Annotated in this window: 19 protein-coding genes; 11 read left to right on the top strand and 8 right to left on the bottom strand. The window is 42.4% G+C overall.

Annotated features, from left to right (window positions below; translation table 11 throughout):
- Positions 1 to 8 precede the first annotated feature (8 nt).
- Positions 9 to 554 (top strand): GbsR/MarR family transcriptional regulator, encoded by a 546-nt coding sequence (locus BLR82_RS06715; RefSeq protein ID WP_074598168.1) that lies wholly within the window; start codon positions 9 to 11, stop codon positions 552 to 554.
- 271 nt (positions 555 to 825) lie between these two features.
- On the opposite strand, the gene BLR82_RS06710 is transcribed toward BLR82_RS06715, so the two are convergent.
- Positions 826 to 2,055, bottom strand: coding sequence for an HD domain-containing protein (locus BLR82_RS06710; protein WP_074598307.1), 1,230 nt, complete (start codon positions 2,053 to 2,055; stop codon positions 826 to 828).
- 248 nt (positions 2,056 to 2,303) lie between these two features.
- Between BLR82_RS06710 and BLR82_RS06705 the strand changes: the two genes are divergently transcribed.
- Both BLR82_RS06705 and BLR82_RS06700 read left to right on the top strand, forming a co-directional pair.
- A complete protein-coding gene (locus tag BLR82_RS06705; RefSeq protein WP_074598167.1) occupies positions 2,304 to 3,572 on the top strand; it encodes an MDR family MFS transporter in 1,269 nt (422 codons plus the stop codon).
- A 73-nt stretch (positions 3,573 to 3,645) separates the two neighbouring features.
- A complete protein-coding gene (locus BLR82_RS06700; protein WP_083334732.1) occupies positions 3,646 to 3,861 on the top strand; it encodes a sporulation YhaL family protein in 216 nt (71 codons plus the stop codon).
- A gap of 184 nt (positions 3,862 to 4,045) precedes the next feature.
- On the opposite strand, the gene BLR82_RS06695 is transcribed toward BLR82_RS06700, so the two are convergent.
- Positions 4,046 to 5,059 carry a peptidylprolyl isomerase gene (locus tag BLR82_RS06695; protein WP_074598166.1) on the bottom strand — a complete coding sequence of 338 codons (1,014 nt, stop codon included), beginning with the start codon at positions 5,057 to 5,059 and terminating at the stop codon, positions 4,046 to 4,048.
- Between the two features lie 198 nt (positions 5,060 to 5,257).
- On the opposite strand from BLR82_RS06695, the gene BLR82_RS06690 reads away from it, so the two are divergent.
- Positions 5,258 to 5,341, top strand: coding sequence for a YjcZ family sporulation protein (locus BLR82_RS06690; RefSeq protein ID WP_074598165.1), 84 nt, complete (start codon positions 5,258 to 5,260; stop codon positions 5,339 to 5,341).
- Positions 5,342 to 5,578: 237 nt separating this feature from the next.
- Here the strand turns inward: BLR82_RS06690 and BLR82_RS06685 are convergent, their stop codons facing one another.
- Positions 5,579 to 5,758 carry a hypothetical protein gene (locus BLR82_RS06685; RefSeq protein ID WP_026569119.1) on the bottom strand — a complete coding sequence of 60 codons (180 nt, stop codon included), beginning with the start codon at positions 5,756 to 5,758 and terminating at the stop codon, positions 5,579 to 5,581.
- 156 nt (positions 5,759 to 5,914) lie between these two features.
- Entirely contained in the window at positions 5,915 to 6,448 is a 534-nt protein-coding gene (locus BLR82_RS06680) for a DUF3267 domain-containing protein (protein ID WP_074598164.1), read from the bottom strand.
- Positions 6,449 to 6,715: 267 nt separating this feature from the next.
- Here BLR82_RS06680 and BLR82_RS06675 point away from each other — a divergent pair, with 267 nt between their 5' ends.
- On the top strand, positions 6,716 to 7,054 hold the full coding sequence (locus BLR82_RS06675) for a DUF1878 family protein (RefSeq protein WP_074598163.1): 339 nt from the start codon (positions 6,716 to 6,718) through the stop codon (positions 7,052 to 7,054).
- On the opposite strand, the gene BLR82_RS06670 is transcribed toward BLR82_RS06675, so the two are convergent.
- Positions 7,051 to 7,581 (bottom strand): GbsR/MarR family transcriptional regulator, encoded by a 531-nt coding sequence (locus BLR82_RS06670; protein WP_074598162.1) that lies wholly within the window; start codon positions 7,579 to 7,581, stop codon positions 7,051 to 7,053. The two genes, BLR82_RS06675 and BLR82_RS06670, sit on opposite strands and share 4 nt — an antisense overlap.
- Before the next feature lie 433 nt (positions 7,582 to 8,014).
- Between BLR82_RS06670 and BLR82_RS06665 the strand changes: the two genes are divergently transcribed.
- The 3 genes from BLR82_RS06665 (at position 8,015) to BLR82_RS06655 (ending at position 11,071) form a co-directional block, all read left to right on the top strand.
- Positions 8,015 to 9,214, top strand: coding sequence for a quaternary amine ABC transporter ATP-binding protein (locus BLR82_RS06665; protein ID WP_074598161.1), 1,200 nt, complete (start codon positions 8,015 to 8,017; stop codon positions 9,212 to 9,214).
- Complete coding sequence (locus BLR82_RS06660; protein WP_074598160.1) at positions 9,207 to 10,064, top strand: ABC transporter permease; 858 nt, start codon at positions 9,207 to 9,209, stop codon at positions 10,062 to 10,064. Before BLR82_RS06665 ends, BLR82_RS06660 begins: the two co-directional genes overlap by 8 nt.
- Before the next feature lie 74 nt (positions 10,065 to 10,138).
- Positions 10,139 to 11,071: a glycine betaine ABC transporter substrate-binding protein gene (locus BLR82_RS06655; protein WP_074598159.1), complete on the top strand. Its 933-nt coding sequence runs from the start codon at positions 10,139 to 10,141 to the stop codon at positions 11,069 to 11,071.
- A 202-nt stretch (positions 11,072 to 11,273) separates the two neighbouring features.
- Here BLR82_RS06655 and BLR82_RS06650 read toward each other — a convergent pair whose 3' ends face one another.
- Complete coding sequence (locus BLR82_RS06650; protein ID WP_074598158.1) at positions 11,274 to 11,648, bottom strand: YtxH domain-containing protein; 375 nt, start codon at positions 11,646 to 11,648, stop codon at positions 11,274 to 11,276.
- Positions 11,649 to 11,754: 106 nt separating this feature from the next.
- Complete coding sequence (locus BLR82_RS06645; RefSeq protein WP_074598157.1) at positions 11,755 to 12,183, bottom strand: HIT family protein; 429 nt, start codon at positions 12,181 to 12,183, stop codon at positions 11,755 to 11,757.
- Positions 12,184 to 12,685: 502 nt separating this feature from the next.
- Between BLR82_RS06645 and BLR82_RS06640 the strand changes: the two genes are divergently transcribed.
- The 3 genes from BLR82_RS06640 to BLR82_RS06630 are packed head-to-tail and all read left to right on the top strand — an operon-like array spanning position 12,686 to position 15,366.
- The gene (locus tag BLR82_RS06640) at positions 12,686 to 13,429 is read left to right on the top strand and encodes an ABC transporter ATP-binding protein (protein ID WP_074598156.1); all 744 of its coding nucleotides are present in this window, start codon (positions 12,686 to 12,688) and stop codon (positions 13,427 to 13,429) included.
- Positions 13,422 to 14,636, top strand: a complete 1,215-nt coding sequence (locus BLR82_RS06635) for an ABC transporter permease (protein ID WP_074598155.1) — start codon at positions 13,422 to 13,424, stop codon at positions 14,634 to 14,636. The genes BLR82_RS06640 and BLR82_RS06635 overlap by 8 nt, the downstream gene beginning before the upstream one ends.
- Before the next feature lie 13 nt (positions 14,637 to 14,649).
- A complete protein-coding gene (locus BLR82_RS06630; RefSeq protein WP_074598154.1) occupies positions 14,650 to 15,366 on the top strand; it encodes an EcsC family protein in 717 nt (238 codons plus the stop codon).
- 1 nt (position 15,367) lies between these two features.
- On the opposite strand, the gene BLR82_RS06625 is transcribed toward BLR82_RS06630, so the two are convergent.
- Positions 15,368 to 16,537 (bottom strand): M20 metallopeptidase family protein, encoded by a 1,170-nt coding sequence (locus BLR82_RS06625; RefSeq protein ID WP_139186896.1) that lies wholly within the window; start codon positions 16,535 to 16,537, stop codon positions 15,368 to 15,370.
- Positions 16,538 to 16,694 lie beyond the last annotated feature (157 nt).

Genomic DNA, 16,694 nt, shown 5'->3' with positions numbered 1-16,694 from the left:
GTATTCCATTGCCAAATAGTGACAAATCAAGCGAATGGTCTGAGTATGAAGAAACCATTGAAAAGTTTATACAAGTGATTGCAAAAAACATGAACCTTTACGGGATTACTTCATCAGTAGGACGTCTATACGGCGCATTGTATTTTGCAGAAGAGCCGATGACATTGGATGATATGCGTGACGCGCTGGAAATGAGCAAGACAAGTATGTCGACGGGAGTCAGATCATTGGCTGAGATGAAAATGGTTCAGCCGGCTTATAAAAAAGGGGTAAGGAAGGACTTGTATAAATCAGAAGAAGATTGGTATAAATCCTTCACTTCTTTGTTCGGAAACAGGTGGCGTCACCACACAGAAACAAACATTGAGGAAGCGGCAGAAGCTATTCATGAGTTGGAGATGATCCGTGACCAGACCGAAGACGATCATTTAAAGCAGAAAATAGCTGACGATATCGACAGGCTGAAATATGCCCAAAATTATTATCGCTGGCTGATGAAATTCATCCAAGTCGTCGAATCAGGCGAAATTTTCAAGTATGTCCCAAAGCACTAGGTATTCAAAAACCCTTGCCGGCAAAGGCAAGGGTTTTTATTTTCATGACGCTGAAAAAATTGTGGCCAACATAATAACCGAATGAAATTATCAGGCTAAGTATTCAACATTATTCAGTCCGGTTTTTACAATAGGCCTTATGTTAGGTCTATCCTCTATGTACGGAGAAACTGTGCCGGATCCGCCATAAGTTGCCGCTTAGAGGTCTGTCAAAAGTTTAACTAAAACTTCAGGAATAGTAAGTGGCCAGTGAACGAGAAAGTATTATTTACTACTTCACTGTTTCGCTGTTTTCGTAGCGGCTGTCCAGATAATCGACAAAATGGATGATGTACCCTTCGATTGTTTGCGGCTTTTGAATACAGGATCCCCATTCCGGAAGTCCGTGATGGCATAATATGCAATGGGCCATCTGATGAATGGCGGCCATTGATAACGAAATCCCCTCGGTTTCAATTATTTTATTCAACAGCAGGACCCCATAGGGAATATGCCCGATCATAACTCCCAATTCATCCATTGTGATACCTGCTTGCTTGCGGTTTTCCTGTAACGCTTGTTCCGCTGTCGGAAATAAAAAGTGAAAAGAATCGAACGTTTTGCCGGCATGGTCGTATTCAAGCAGCTTTCCGATATCATGGAACAAAATACTTGTCATGATCACATCGTAATTCGGTTGTTTTTCTTTATGCTCCATCATACCTTGTAACTGTCGGTATAAATGATCAATTGTGTCCTTCCAGACTAAATGCTGCACACCATTTTCTGACTGGAATTGTGTCCATAGTTCATTTTTATATGCCTTCTCTACTACATTGATCAGCTTCATTGCTGCCTGAAAATGATTTTCTTCTTGTTTTAAAAGATATCGGGCGAATCGCATCAGCCCGACAGTATGCTTTAGCAATCCTCCCAAATAATTATGGTGATATCCTTTTGCAGCTGGCCTGATCCGAAATTGATCCCAAAAGCGTGTCATGACGGCACGGGCGATTTGGCGATAAGGGTGTTGTAACTCATCAAGGTAGCTGAACAATTCCACCGTTAAGTCTTCAATGCTTTGTTGGGTGTGTGGCAACAGAGAAAACGGGTTTACTTCTGTCTCGCACGGTGTAATTTTCTGGATAGTGAGCGATTTAAATCCTCTGAACTCATCGACCATCGCTTCTACATCAAACACAGCGAACTTTTCCAGAAGTGGCTGGTTTTGTTCGACGGAACCTTGATTATCCCACATCTTTGCATTCATGACCCCAGCATTATTACTGAATCGGAGTTTTAGAAACTGTTTGTTAGTCTTAGTGAGCTGGATTTGATAGTCATTTAGTAAAAGCCGGAGGGTGATGGTACTGCCCGGTACTTGGTCATCCAGTGTAAAATATTCACTGCTGTCCGGGAGTGCAGGCGGAGGGAATTCAGCCAGAATTTGCTTCCGCTGTACTTGATCCGTTGTGTAGTCAATCGGGATAAAATCATAAAAATAAGTGGCTTGTTCAGCCATATCTATCACTCCATTTTTCTTCAAACTTCTGTATCTACTATATAAAGCAGCGATTCTCCTCCTATTGTAACGCAATGTAGCACGCTTGAATATTCATTACCATTGCGTAACCTGATCCGAAATTTTCCGTGCTTCCTATAGTGGTGTTTCTGGTATAATGAAAAAATCAGTGCCGATGGAACAGCTGCTGTCATTGGGATACAGCTAGTACAGGTAAGGAAAATCGTATAGAAACAGAGGCGAAGATGATGAGGTGGAAGGATTGGGATCGTAATTTAAAGATTCGTCTATTTGGCGAAGGGACAACAAATTTTCTTTTTTGGTCTTATTTTCCGTTCATGACAATTTTATTTGAAAATTCATTTGGGAAGGACAAAGCTGGTTGGTTGCTAGTACTATCGCAGGCATTTTCGGTGGTAGCCAGCTTGACAGGAGGGTATTGTGCAGACCGCTTCGGCAGGAAACGAATGATGGTTATTTCCTCCTTCGGACAGTTTTTGACGTTTCTGTTATTTGCTTTAGCAAACTCACCCTGGTACCAGTCACCAATAGGGACGTTTGTAGCATTCAGTTTACTGGGAATATGGGGAGCGTTATACTGGCCGGCATCACACGCGATGGTCGCCGACGTTGTATCAGAAAAACACCGTGCTTCCGTATTTGCTGTATTTTATACGTCGATCAATATTGCAGTCGTTGTCGGCCCGATCATCGGCAGTTTTTTATTTTACAGTTACCGGTTCGAAATGCTGTTGGCTGGGGCGCTTCTGACTGGGACTTTGACGATTATCCTGCAGCGGTTCCTGGGAGAAACGGTGACGTTAAAATTTCGGAGGAAAGAAGCGAAGGTTCGTTGGTACAAAGCTGTATGGGATGAATTAAGTGACTATCGAATCATAGCCAAAGACCGGACTTTTTTATTGTTTATCATCGCCGGCGTTCTTGTTGCGCAGACATTTATGCAACTCGATATTCTCATCGCTGTGTATACAAGCGAAGTGATTGATAATCAAACCTTGATTCAACTGGGGGACTTTAAGCTCAGCATTAGTGGAGAGAAGGCATTTGCCTTAGTGCTGGCTGAGAATGGGCTATTGGTAGCTATATTTACGGTGTTTATTACCCGAGTCATGAACCGTTTCAAAGAAAAGTGGGTGTTCGTGGCATCGAGTCTTCTCTATGCCATAGGAATATTCCTATATGGCATTACCGAGAGTATTTGGATGTTTATTTTTGCCATGGGCTTATTTACCATGGCCGAGTTGATGGTAGTCGGCATTCAGGAAAGCTTTGTCGCAAAGCTGGCTCCACAGCATATGCGCGGACAATATTTTTCTGCAGCCAGCCTTCGTTTTACTGTCGGCAAATTAATGGCGCCCTTAAGTCTAGTATTGACAAACTATCTTGCATATCCCGTTGTGTTTGCCGCATTAGGCCTGTTTGCTGTCATGAGTGCCTTTGTATATTGGTATATGTTTAAAAAACTGGAAAACAATCAGAGACGAGCCGAAATCTGACAACAGGCCTGTCATATTTGACGTGTTCCTGCATATATTTTAAATAGCAAATAGGGACAAGGAGGGCTGTGCGATGATACTGGGGATTCCTTGGTGGGTTTATATGTTCATCCTTTTTATTTTTTTCAGTGGATATATGGCTTTTAGGGCTATCAGAGCAGAGAAAAAGCTGGAGATGCAGTTTATTGAACGGGAAGGAAAAATATACATGGATCGGATACAAAGTGAACGTGGGCAGCGACACCAGAATGAAGCAGAGACAGAACAGAAACAAATGACTTCTATGTAATGAAGAAGTATCAAGCCTTTAAAACGGTTATGTGAAAGAAAGAGCTCGGGAAACAGGCATGACGGATAGGAGAAATACCGACCGATGATTCGAAATTCGAACTCGGTCGGTTTTCTTTTGTTTGTAATTAGCCTGGGAATGAAAAAAGCCCGGATGAGTATATCCGGGCTTGCAGTTTGTTGAATTATTTTTCTGAGTTTTCTTGTTCTTTACTAGAATTTTCATCGGAAGAACCTTCATCAGAAGAGCCTTTATCTGAAGAACCTTCATCAGAAGAGCCTTTATCTGAAGAACCTTGGTCTGTATTGCCAGAGCCTTCTGTTTGTTGCTCTTCTGGTGTGGTTGTTTTAAATAAGTCTTTGAATTGATCGACCTTTACATCGATATTCGCATCTTCCATCAACTGCTGCATTTTTTTCTGAGCCGCAGCGTCATCTACTTTCGTAGAAGCTATATCTCTGCGGATTTGATCGCGGATGTCTTCAAGAGGTTCTACTTCCTCTTCAGCATCTTTACGTTCTGTTACCTGGATGATGTGCCAGCCGTTGGATGTTTTAACAGGATCGCTAATCTCATCAACTTTTAAGTTGTAAGCTGCTTTTTCAAATTCAGGTACCATGTCACCAACGCCAAATGTTCCAAGGTCGCCGCCATTTTCAGCAGAACCAGTATCGGTAGAGTATTCTTTCGCAAGTTTTGCAAAGTCCCCGCCGTCATCCAGTTTCTGCTTCACTTCTTTTGCAGTTTCTTCATCTTGGACAAGAATGTGTCTCGCCACAAGGTCGGTTTTCATGTTTTCGTATCTTTGTTTAATTTCTTCATCCGAAACTTCCACATCTTCTGTTACTGCTTTTTCCTGTAACATATTTAAACGAAGTACCTCTTTGAATTCCTCTTCATCAGAGAACCCGCTTTGCTGAAGCACCATTTCAAATTGGTCTCCGTATTGTTCTTTTAATGAATCCAATTCTTTCTGTACTTGATCATCTTCAACTTCGTAATTACCCTCAAGAACCTTTTTCGTCACTAACTGCTGAAGGACCGTCTCACCATTTTGGTCTTTTAATTCCTGGTAGAATTCTTCCTTACTGACGTTACCTGCTTTTGTTTCTACGACTGTTTCCGGGTCATCCGAAGAACAAGCGGACAGAGCCAGGATCCCGACTGCCAAGGATGCCGATAATGCGATTTTTTTCATTATATAAACACTCCTACTCTCCAAAAACTTTTCGTACAAGCTTTGACAAGCTCTTGAAATAATATAACACATTTAGCAGTGAAAAAAATAGTCTATTCCTATAATTACACACTTTTTACTAAATTTCGGGCATCCGCCTATGCTCGACGCTATCCCGTTGCATAGGATGGAACAAAAGACAACAAGGGGGTGTTGCAGATGGGCGCAGGATACCAAGGCGGATTTGCGTTAATTGTCGTTTTATTCATTTTGCTGATCATTGTCGGAGCGGCATGGCTGTAATGCAATAAGAAAAATGCCATTTTTCCGGTTGTAAAAAGGGATGACCAGTGGGCAGCTGCTCATGGTCATCCCTTTTTGAGAGTTGAGTAAGTTGTCTTCATGGAGTGCCTTTCCCTTCGAATTAATCAGTCAAATCCCTGTGTAGCAAAGAACCTCCACACCGGGGTTTGACTTAAACATGACGGGGGAAAGCGTCACTTCTACATTCTTCCTCTTGTCCATGGAATCTAATGTTGTTTACGTAAATAGTACCTCTACATATGAAGAGATCAACAAGATGGTTATCAATATATTGATTGTTCTGAATACATTGGGCTGACGTTCCTGAGACATTTCTGTTCTTACTACAAGTTTATGGGTTAAAGAATTAAATAGAAATAGCACAAACAAAGCGAAAATAGCAAAAAAGACTGGCATATCTTATGACCTCCTTTACACCTATACATTACTTTATCAAAATTTATCTTGCTTGAACAGTTATACCTTGCAGAAAATCTTTTAGTCTGTTTTTCCAGCCTCAAGCAAATAAAGAGGAATAAAAACAGCATCCCGTCACCGGAATGCTGTGTGCAATCAAATTAAAATATCATAACCATCTTTGGCATTTTCGATGATGCATTTGCGCGGCGCTTTGACAACATGGCTGGCATACAAAAAGTCTGTAAAAGAAAGGCCGATGTTAACAGACAAGAATAGTAGAAAATAAACATAATAGCCCATAAATACATAGCTTGACACCAGTCCGGCAGCAGTTACCAATAACGCCGGCGCCAATAGAATGAACAACGATGTTGTTTTGGACATTTTTGATCGTGTGCGGAAAGAAAATGTCGGAAATAATCCCATATTCATTTTCCAGTTAATTTTCACTCGTTTATTAGTCAGTATTAATGGTAAAATATGTGTAAGTTTATGAATGGTCGGCAAAAAAACCAGCCCGACGACTAAAGGGATGATTCCATGGTCCTTTACTGTTCCTGCTTCATGGATCATGGAAAAAATTAAATAAAAGAAAATGAATGCCATCATACCTGTAAGCATGGAAAGTATATAAATGCGATTGATACCGAATTCTTTGTATAGATTGATAGTTTTCCAGCAATTCATTTTTTATCCCCCTTTACACGGCTGTCACATGGTTGTATGGGGCGGCATCATCGCCTTGCCCTCAACGAATGATAGTATGTTTCCAGGGAAAAATCAATAGCTTTTTATGAAAAAAAATATTATTTTATAATCTGAAATTCCGGTAATATCTCAAACCTCGTCATGACGGGGTTTTTGACGGGTGTGACATCCTGTCCGTGCAGCTATTTTTTTTCTGTTTAAGGCTGGATATTATATAATTACATTATGAGGCAGGAGGGGAAACGTATGGGCACCGATAGAAACGAAACAATCAACTTTCATCTTCACTTGCTGTTAAAAATCAAAGAAATTGACCAGTATCCTTTTACAAAATTAATCATTGAAAAAGAGTTAACGCAGGAAGAGTACCGCAATCTTATGCAATGGACAGATTGTATACATCAAGAGTTCCTGGCGCAGACCGAAGAAGGATTCCTTGACGTAACTCCACTGCTGATAAAATTTGTCGGAATGCTCCATTATAAGCTGGAGCCCAAGCAGACGATAGAGGCATTAAAAAAGGAAGGGTATTACCCTTCCTTGATGGAGGCGTTCTTAAAACTCCCAGTTTTGAGAAATACCTAATGGTTAAGTTTTTGATCAATCAAAGTGGAAGCTGTGGGCTTTATTCTTAAAAAAGCTTTTTCCAACAGCTGATGAAACGTTATCATATCTTTCAAGCGGTCATTCAATTTGTCAAATTCCTTTGAATCAGCCGAAAATGAGAAGTTTTCTGCATTTTGAACGAGCATTGTTTCGATTTGTTCAAGCGACTGTTTATGCCGGCTGGCGGCATCCACCCACTTATGAATAAAGGCAGACATGAATTTCCTATACAAATTTTCATCTGCACGGTAAAAATCTTTTCGTTCCCCTTTTTTCCACACGCGTTCTACTAAATTCAATTCTAAAAGGGTCCGTATTCCGGTACTCATAGAGGTTTTGCTTTTCCCCAATGCTTCACTCATTTCATCCAGGGTCATGGGAACTCCTACTAAATACAGAATAGCAAATAAACGTGCTTCTGAAGGGGTAAGGCCGAACATTTCTACTGTTTTGGCAAATTCTGTGGTGATTAATTCGTTGATATCTTCTAGATTGTAATCCGACATATAATCCTCCTTCAAAGCTTTGGCAGAGTATACAGACAAGCATCCCAGCCCGGCCTCTGTTTATTTTCAGCTTTGGTTGCCGAAAATTTTAAAATAGTATGATGCATCATAGGTTACACTATTAGTGATATTTTTTAAATCGTGTCATCGGGTAGATATCCGAAGCAATTTCAAGTAATTCAAAGGAAAAACCCGAAAAAGTTTGTTCAGTTTAAACTGTATGAAAAATATATACAAAATCAGTAGTATGTTATGTTTGAATTTTATCCCCAAATAGGGATATAGTATTAAGAGTGATTGATTTGGTGTTCGGATTTTTCCTTTTCTAATAGTAGAAAAGTAATGAATGAAACAGATAAACCAAATTCAACGTAACGTTTGCGTGGTAAGCACGTTCTAACAGAAAAACAACAGGCTAAGAGAGGTGAATGACATGCCGGTAATTGAAGTTCAGGGTTTATCCAAAGTTTTCGGCAAAAATAATAAGCAGGCGCTGAAGTTGTTGGATCAAGGGAAACCCAAAGATGAAATATTAAAAGAAACTGGCAATACAGTTGGGGTAAACCGGGCATCCTTTGAGGTCGAAGAAGGTGAAATCTTTGTCATCATGGGTTTGTCAGGAAGTGGTAAATCGACGCTGGTACGTCTGATTAATCGACTGATTGAACCCACAGAGGGCAGTGTCTATATTGATGGGGAAGACTTGGCGAAAATGGATAAAAAGAATCTTCGCCGGGTCCGCCGGGAAAAATTGAGTATGGTATTCCAGAAGTTCGCCTTGTTTCCTCACCGCACGATCTTGGAAAATGCCGAATACGGTTTGGAAATCCAAGGGGTAGAAAAAGAGGAGAGAAGCAAAAAAGCGAAGGAATCATTGGAAATGGTCGGTTTGGGTGGCTATATCCATCAGTATCCAGCTCAGCTTTCCGGAGGTATGCAACAGCGTGTCGGTCTGGCACGGGCACTGGCGAACGATCCGGAAGTTCTGCTTATGGATGAAGCTTTCTCCGCATTGGATCCGTTGATCAGAAAAGAGATGCAGGATGAGTTGCTTGATTTACAGGAAACGATGAAAAAGACCATCTTGTTCATTACCCATGACTTGGATGAGGCATTGCGGATTGGTGACAGGATTGCTTTGATGAAAGACGGATCGATTGTCCAAATCGGTACGCCGGAAGAAATCCTGGTTCATCCTGCCAATGATTATGTAGAGAAGTTTGTGGAGGATGTGGACCGCTCGAAGGTATTGACGGCACAACATATCATGAAACGTCCAGAAACAATCAATATCGAAAAGCATGGGCCGCGAGTTGCCCTTGAACGAATGAGGGAAGAAGGACTTTCCAGTATTTATGTGACAGACAGAAAACGGAATATTAAAGGATATGTCACAGCGGATGACGCTTCGGATGCAAGAAAGCGTGAAATCACTGATCTTACTGAAATATTGAGGACAGATGTCCCGCAAGTTGGAAAGGAAACATCTATGAACGATATCTTTGAGATCATTCATGATTCGCCGGTGCCCGTTGCCGTTGTAGAAGATGGCAAGTTAATGGGTATTATCGTTAGAGGCGCAGTTATATCCGCTCTGGCCGGGGAAACAGAGGTGATCAGTGAAGATGCTTAATTTTATGGAAAATGTTGCACAAATACCAATAGCCGATTGGGTATCGAAATTTACCGATATTCTGACAAATACTTTTGCATTTTTGTTCGATCCGATCAAAAATGATTTCGGTACATTCATGGAATGGCTAGCTGAGCTTTTGGCATCCATTCCACCTGTCATCGTCATATTATTAGTAGTTATACTGGCGTTTTTCGCCAGTGGTAAGCGGTTCGGTTTGGCGGCCTTTTCTTTAATTGGCTTGCTGCTAATCTGGAACCAGGGACTTTGGGAAGAATTAATGTTTACCTTTACGCTTGTATTGGTGGCAAGTCTTCTTTCGATTATTATCGGGGTTCCATTTGGCATTTTGATGTCTAAGAGTAAAACAGCAGAAGCAATTATTACGCCGATACTCGACTTTATGCAGACAATGCCGGCATTTGTTTATTTGATTCCAGCAGTAGCCTTCTTCAGTATCGGGATGGTACCAGGTATCTTTGCTTCTTTGATATTCGCCACACCGCCGACTGTGCGGTTCACCAATCTTGGAATCAGACAGGTTTCCAGTGAGTTGGTGGAAGCATCAGAGGCATTCGGGAGCACTGGTGCCCAAAAATTATTCAAAGTTGAATTGCCGATGGCGAAAAAGACCATCATGGCCGGCATCAACCAAACTGTCATGCTGGCGTTATCGATGGTGGTTATCGCATCGATGATCGGTGCACCGGGATTAGGCCGTGAAGTGCTGTCATCCTTGCAAAGGGCTCAGGTTGGAACAGGATTCGTAGCAGGATTGGGAATAGTTATCCTGGCTATTATCATCGATCGATTCACACAGAGTTTGAATTCCCAAAAAGGGGATGCGTAAAACGTATTGTTGGCCGCTTTTCTGCGGAAAAGTTAACCATATAAATAAAAAGCTAAAGGGGAGAATTATTAGTTATGATTAATCTTAACTTAAAGCGTCTCGGCCTTGCTGCCGGATTATCGCTTACACTAGTAGCTGCCGGTTGCGGTTCTGACGACAGTTCAGACTCAGAAAACGCAGGAAGTGACAATGGCGGTGGTGAGACAAACTATAGCGAAGAAATGGATTACACCATCACAGGCATCGAGCCTGGAGCCGGTGTTGTACAAGCAGCAGAAGATGCTACAGAAACTTACGACAGCCTTGCAGGCTGGGAAGTGGAAACTTCTTCAAGTGGCGCAATGGCAACTGCATTGGGAGAAGCAATCGACAATGAAGAGCCGATTGTTGTTACAGGTTGGACACCACACTGGATGTTCGCGAAGTATGACCTTAAGTATCTAGAGGATCCGGAAGGTTCTTTTGGAGAAGCAGAAGAAATCAAAACCATGGTTCGCAAAGGCTTGAAAGATGACATGCCAAATGCTTATCAAATCCTTGACCAGTTCAACTGGGAATCTTCCGATATGGAGGAAGTAATGCTTGAAATCAGCAATGGTACTTCTCCGGAAGATGCTGCAGCTGCATGGGTGGAAGACAACTCTGACAAAGTTGCTGAGTGGACTAAAGGTACAGAAGAAGTAGATGGCAAAGAAATTGAACTTGCTTATGTAGAGTGGGATTCCGAAGTAGCTTCTACTAATGTCATGAAAAAAGTCCTTGAAGACCAAGGATTTAAAGTGACGATTACTCCTCTTGACAATGCCGTAATGTGGCAAGCAGTAGCGAATGGTGATGCAGATGGAATGGTAGCTGCTTGGATGCCTGCTACTCATGCTGCTCAATTTGAAGAATATGGTGACCAAGTAGAAGATCTTGGAGCTAACCTTGAAGGTGCAAAAATCGGCTTGGTTGTTCCAAAATACATGGACGTAGACTCTATTGAAGATCTACAGCCTGCTGAATAATTAGTATGTGCAAGATAAAACGGTCCGTCGGTAAAAATTACCGGCAGACCGTTTTTTTATTGAATGAGAAAATAACCTCGATAAGGCGGAGCACGATACCCCATTTCTTCAGTGAGAGGACTATTTCATTATCCATGATAGATATGTGGTCAAAAAAAGCTGCCCAAAAGTCACTTATTTGTGACGAATGGGACAGCCTTTTTTACGCTTGATTCGATTTTTGCTTTTGGGTTTTCTCTTCCAGTTCTTTTAAACTGTCTTCGATTTGTGCTAAATACGTCTGGATGTTCTTCTGATGTGGTTCAATCGTATTCTTCCAGGATTCAATGGACGTTTTCATATCGGCCGATAAATCCTTGATCATCGTTGCTCCTTCTTTAGAAGTCTGTGTAATTTGCTCCTTCAGTTGGAAGCCTTCCTGTTTCAGTTTTTTAAATGTGTCCATCAAGTCATCTCTCCGCGCATTTACCTGACCGCGGATTTCTTTACCTGAAGATGGTGTGCTAAGCAAAGTAGCTGCGGCGCTTACCGCTCCGCCGATTACAAAGCCTAATAAAATTGATTTGCTGTCAGCCATGATATACACCCCTTTTCCTATTATTATACTTATTTTCTCGAAAAATTCCGAGCTGAAACTACTATTTCCAAACTTCTACTTTCTGTCCGACATTAATAGCTATTTGTTATAGATAGTTTCCGATTGTACCGGCAATTTGCTGCAGATCATCCTGGGAATAAGCATTTGCATTTGTTTTCCAAATAGCATCAAATCCGTCGCCTTTTCCGTAACGGGGAATTAGGTGGATATGTAGATGGAAAACGGACTGTCCGGCAGGTTCCTCATTGTTGTTAAGCAAATTAAGTCCAACCGGCTGGAACGCTTCCTTGATGGCATTTGCCACCTTCGGAACTTTTTTAAACAACTCCTGGGCAACGTCCGGCTGGGTTTCATAAATATTTTTCGTATGTTTTTTGGGAATGATTAGTGTATGGCCTTTCGTTACCTGGCTTAAATCAAGAAAAGCATAGACATGCTCGTCTTCATATACTTTGGCAGAAGGGATTTCCCCCGCCGCTATTTTACAGAAAATGCAATCCTCCGTATGGCTCATCCAATCGCTCCTTCTATGTAATAAACTCCTGAGTCCATTGTATAAAGGAAAGAAGGCCTGTGTAAAGCAACTATACCTATGAATAAGCAAACGGACCGTCCGCAGCAGGAAAAGTCATCCGGTTGGACTTACCTGCATTGGAACGGCCCGCTGCCGAAGAAGAAGGATATTCTAAGCATCTGTAGAATAACTTGTTGTAATTATAATGAATCAGAATATGATTCAGTCAATTACTGTTGGAAACCTTTCATCAACACCCCATTTGGCTGAAGTAGTTGCTTTCCTGTTAGGAAAAGGTTTAATAAGTTTTCTTTAGATGGTCGATCACCAACACCTCATTCCGAGTAGTGGAGATGTAATCCTTTCTTCTTCCTTTACAGTTTGTGTTAGTTGAAGCAATCGTATTCACTATTTTTTTGGTAAAACCCGTCATTAAATGATAAAATTTTATTGATTAAAGAATGTACGTAAAGATAATGATGAGAGAAAGTGGGGGGAGTACTTGGAACCTTTATTACATATTAAAGACTTATCAGGTGGATATACACATAAAAATGTGCTGCATGAAGTTTCGTTCGATGTTTTTCCAAATGAGATCGTGGGATTGATTGGGTTGAACGGTGCCGGCAAAAGCACAACAATCAAGCATGTTATCGGACTGATGCAACCGAAACAGGGCAGGGTCGCTATCGAAGGGAAGACCTTCCAGGAAGCACCTGAAGCTTACCGCAGCAAGTTTACCTATATACCGGAAATGCCTGTTCTATACGAAGAGCTAACGTTGGAAGAACATCTCCGTTTAACGGCCATGGCGTACGGTGTGGATGAACAAACCTTCCAAAAGCGGTTAACGCCGCTTTTAAAAGAGTTCCGGCTTGAAAAGAAAATGAAGTGGTTCCCTGTTCATTTTTCCAAAGGGATGCGACAAAAGGTGATGATCATGTGTTCCTTTCTAGTCGATCCGCCTTTGTATGTCGTCGATGAGCCATTTGTTGGTCTTGATCCTTTAGGGATCCAATCATATTTGCAGCTGATGAACGATGTAAAGGCAAGGGGAGGCGGTGTGCTGATGTCCACCCATATTCTGGCTACGGCGGAACGTTATTGTGACCGCTTTGTTATTCTGCATGATGGAAAAATACGTGCCCAGGGCACCCTGCAGGAGTTGCGGAACCAATTTGGCATGAAAGAAGCAGCGCTTGATGATTTGTATGTTGAACTGACAAAGGAAGATGGCCATGTTTGATGCCAATCAGTTTTTTAAAGACAGGTTTTCTTCTCATATGAAGGAAATCAGTCGGTATTTAAGGTACATTTTCACTGGTCACCTGGTGATTGCTATGTTGTTTTTCGTTTCAGCGCTGGCTTACTATTATCAGCAATGGCTGACAAATATGCCTGAGAATTTTCCAGCAGCTTTGGTGATCGGCGTTGTTTTTGGTGTCATTGCTGCTTATAGCCCTGCCCGGACGTTGCTAAAAGAAGCAGATATGGTTTTTTTGCTTCCAGCAGAGACGAAAATGGGGCCTTATTTCCGGAATGCGTTTATTTATAGCTTTGTCATCCAGCTTTACCTGCTGGCACTTGCTGCTGCAGCGTTGGCTCCATTGTATCATGCGGCCCGGACAGAAATAGGAGGACCTGCTTATTCCTTGATCCTGCTTCTGTTTGTTTTGTTTAAAATATGGAATTTGGCTGCCTCTTGGTGGGTATTGAAGGTGCGCGATGCCAACCTCCGGATGCTGGATTTCATTTCCCGTATGGTGCTGAATATCGCTGCTTTTTATTTTTTTGTCAGTGGAGAAAATCTGCTGGCCGGATTTGCGACATTGTTGCTGGCCGCCATTTTTGGATATGACTATTACTTGAGCCGGAAAAACGGTGGGCTGGCTTGGGATCTCCTGATTGAGAAGGATAATGCCAGGATGCGGTCTTTCTACCGGCTTGCCAATATGTTCACCGATGTACCTCATTTGAAAAATCAAGTAAAAAAACGACATTGGCTTGTAGCGTTATTGCTAAAAAGGATGCCACTACAACAGGATCGCACCTTCGCCTATCTTTACCGGATCACTACCGTTAGGAGCAGTGATTATTTGGGCTTGTATCTTCGCTTACTCATCATTGGCGGGCTCGCCGCATTTTTTGTGCCGAATATATGGGTGAAAATTATTTTTTGCCTGCTGTTCCTTTATTTGAGTGGATTTCAGCTGACGAGTTTGTGGCAGCACCATCGTACGGTAGTCTGGCTCGACTTATATCCCGTAAAACCGGAATGGCGAAGCGCTGCCTTGCTTCGCTGGATGCTGCAATTGATGCTTGCTCAGACATTCTTGTTTGGCTTGTTGTTTTTGTTTATGCAGCTCTTCACAGGCTTGTTGATTGTATGGGCAGCCGGGGCTGCTTTCAGTTATTGGTTTGTCAATGGCTATGTAAAAAAGCAACTTGCTTAAGGAGCGTATGTCAATGACTGATATCGGAAAATATGAAAAACAAGCATTGTCTGAAGCACGCCGTTTCGTTCAATCGGCTGGTAGAAAATCATCACTGTTTCAACGAAGTTCTAAGCAAATTCAAACTAAAATCAATCAAAAGATTCCAAATCAGGTTCACCAGCTTGTGACCGATAGTATCCGCTCCATGATTGAGGTGTCTTTGACTTCTTCCCATTATATTTTGCCTGTCGACACTACTGGACTTGTTACATTGGAAGACAGGGAAGAAGCTGTCAAGTTCCGTCTTAAGCAATATAAACGGACAGCGATGATCGAAGGAGCCGGCACAGGTGCTGGAGGAATTTTACTCGGTGCAGCTGACTTTCCGATGCTGCTCAGTATTAAAATGAAGTTTTTGTTCGATGTTGGTCAGCTGTATGGGTTTGAAGTAAAGAAACACGAGGAAAGGGTGTTTTTGCTGCACGTGTTTTTGCTTGCTTTTTCGAGTGACCGGAAAAGGGAGGAAGTATTGCATACGCTTGTGAACTGGCAGGAAGAAAAAAACTGGAGTCAGCAAGTGGATTGGCGTACATTGCAGCAGGAATATCGGGATACCATTGATTTGGCGAAGCTGCTGCAATTGGTTCCCGGTTTCGGGGCATTGGTTGGAGCCTTTGCCAATGGGCGTTTTTTAGATAAATTAGGAGAGACGGCCATCAACATGTACCGTCTCCGTTTGTTAACCTGATTTATTTTTCCTGGTAGACTTTATAGGTTTGCGCCAAGGCCTTTGCAGCAATTGGCAGGGCCCGTTCATCAATATCAAACATAGGATGATGATGCGGATAATAATGGTCTTCTTTCTTCGCACCTGTGAAGAAGAAAGCGCCTGGCTTATCCAAAATATAATAAGAAAAGTCCTCGCCGACCATACCTGGAACCACTTCCTGGGAATGTTCCACGCCTGGTACCTGCTCTGCAGCTTTTAGAACAAGTGCTGCTTCTTCCGGATGATTAATGACAGGCGGGTACCCTTTTTCATAATCAAATTCATAATCGGCATCGTACCCGATACAAACACCCTTGATGACCTTTTCCATTTCTTCGATTATCAAATCCTGTATCTCCGGGTCGAATGTCCGGACAGTACCAGTGATTTTCGCTGTATCGGCAATAATGTTGAACGTGCTGCCGGATTGGAATGTGCCAATTGTCAACACGGCCGTCCCAAGAGGATCGACTCTGCGGCTGACGATATTTTGCAGCGTTGTCACTAGCTGCGAACCAATGACAATAGCATCTTTTGTCTGATGGGGTTGTGCACCATGCCCTCCTTTTCCCTTGATAAGGATTTCAAAGCGGTCTGCTCCGGCCATAAACGCTTTCAACGATGTCTCAATCGTACCGACCGGCGTGTTTGACCATAGATGAGTGCCGAAGACTGCGTCCACGTCATCCAGGATTCCCGATTCCATAATCGATTTTGCACCACCCGGAGCCAGCTCCTCAGCATGCTGATGAACAAACACCACGGTGCCCGGGAGATCTTCCTTGAATTCATGGAGTACTTTGGCAAGGACAAGCAAAGTTGCTGTGTGGCCATCGTGACCGCATGCATGCATGACACCTTCCACTTTGGACTTATAAGGTACATCTTTCTCATCCTGGATCGGAAGCGCGTCAAAATCGGCGCGCAGAGCGATCTTTTTCCCTGGTTTTCCGCCTTTCAGGGTGGCCACGACTCCATTGCCGCCGATGTTTGTTTGATAAGGAATCCCCAGTTTTTCGTATGTATCAGCAATATACTGGGACGTTTTTTCTTCCTGGAAAGACAACTCTGGATATTGGTGCAGATACCGGCGGATATCCACCATTTCCTGATAGTAATCATCTAACCGAGTCATGACTTTATTCCACAAAACAATTCCCCCTTTACCTTTCCAACCAGTATACCACAGCAATTATGGAAGAAAAGTGAAAACAACGGGGTGGAATCCTGGTGGTTATCTAATTGGCGAGGGATGTTTTGGGGGGCGGTGGTTAATTAACAAAAACCAAACAGATTCGAATGTATGG

Origin of the sequence: Sediminibacillus halophilus (assembly GCF_900103695.1) — a bacterium.
Lineage (GTDB): Bacteria > Bacillota > Bacilli > Bacillales > Amphibacillaceae > Sediminibacillus > Sediminibacillus halophilus.
The sequence above is the reverse complement of the archived record's forward strand: the minus strand, read 5'-3'. Positions and strand labels throughout refer to the sequence as shown.